This window comes from Streptomyces monticola, assembly GCF_042665355.1.
Lineage (GTDB): Bacteria > Actinomycetota > Actinomycetes > Streptomycetales > Streptomycetaceae > Streptomyces > Streptomyces monticola.
In genome coordinates this window covers 1-650 of the sequence record NZ_JBHTCF010000070.1, presented here as the reverse complement: position 1 = coordinate 650, position 650 = coordinate 1, and the positions used below count along the sequence as shown (strand labels likewise).

At 68.8% G+C, this 650-nt stretch carries 1 protein-coding gene; it reads left to right on the top strand.

Annotated features, from left to right (window positions below; genetic code table 11):
• Positions 1-650, top strand: a 650-nt coding sequence (locus tag ACFQVC_RS42470; protein ID WP_381842162.1) for a DUF2637 domain-containing protein, incomplete at both ends; no start/stop codon positions are given.

Below are 650 nucleotides of genomic sequence, written 5' to 3'. Positions count from 1 at the left end.
CTGCGTCTGACGCGTACGCACCGGATCTTGGTCGGGGTGGTGGTCGCGGGGGCGGTCGTCATCGCGGGGATCGGTTTCGCGGGTTCGTATGCCGCGGTGCGTGATCTGGCGGAGAAGAAGGGCTTCGGGAACTTCTCCGTCGTCTTCCCCATCGGTATCGATGCCGGGATCTGTGTGCTGCTGGCGCTTGATCTGCTGCTGACCTGGATCCGGATTCCGTTTCCGCTGCTGCGCCAGACGGCGTGGCTGCTGACGGCGGCGACGATCGCGTTCAACGGCGCCGCCGCCTGGCCCGACCCCCTCGGCGTGGGCATGCACGCCGTCATCCCCGTCCTGTTCGTCGTCGCCGTCGAAGCCGCCCGCCACGCCATTGGCCGCATCGCCGACATCACCGCCGACAAACACATGGAAGGCGTCCGCCTCACCCGCTGGCTCCTCGCCCCCGGCCCCACCTTCCTGCTCTGGCGCCGCATGAAACTCTGGGAACTGCGCTCCTACGACCAGGTCATCAAGCTCGAACAAGAACGCCTCGTCTACCAGGCCCGCCTGCGCTCCCGCTACGGCCGCAACTGGCGCCGCAAAGCCCCCGTCGAATCCCTCATGCCCCTGCGCCTGGCCCGCTACGGCGTCCCCCTCGCCGACACCGCCCC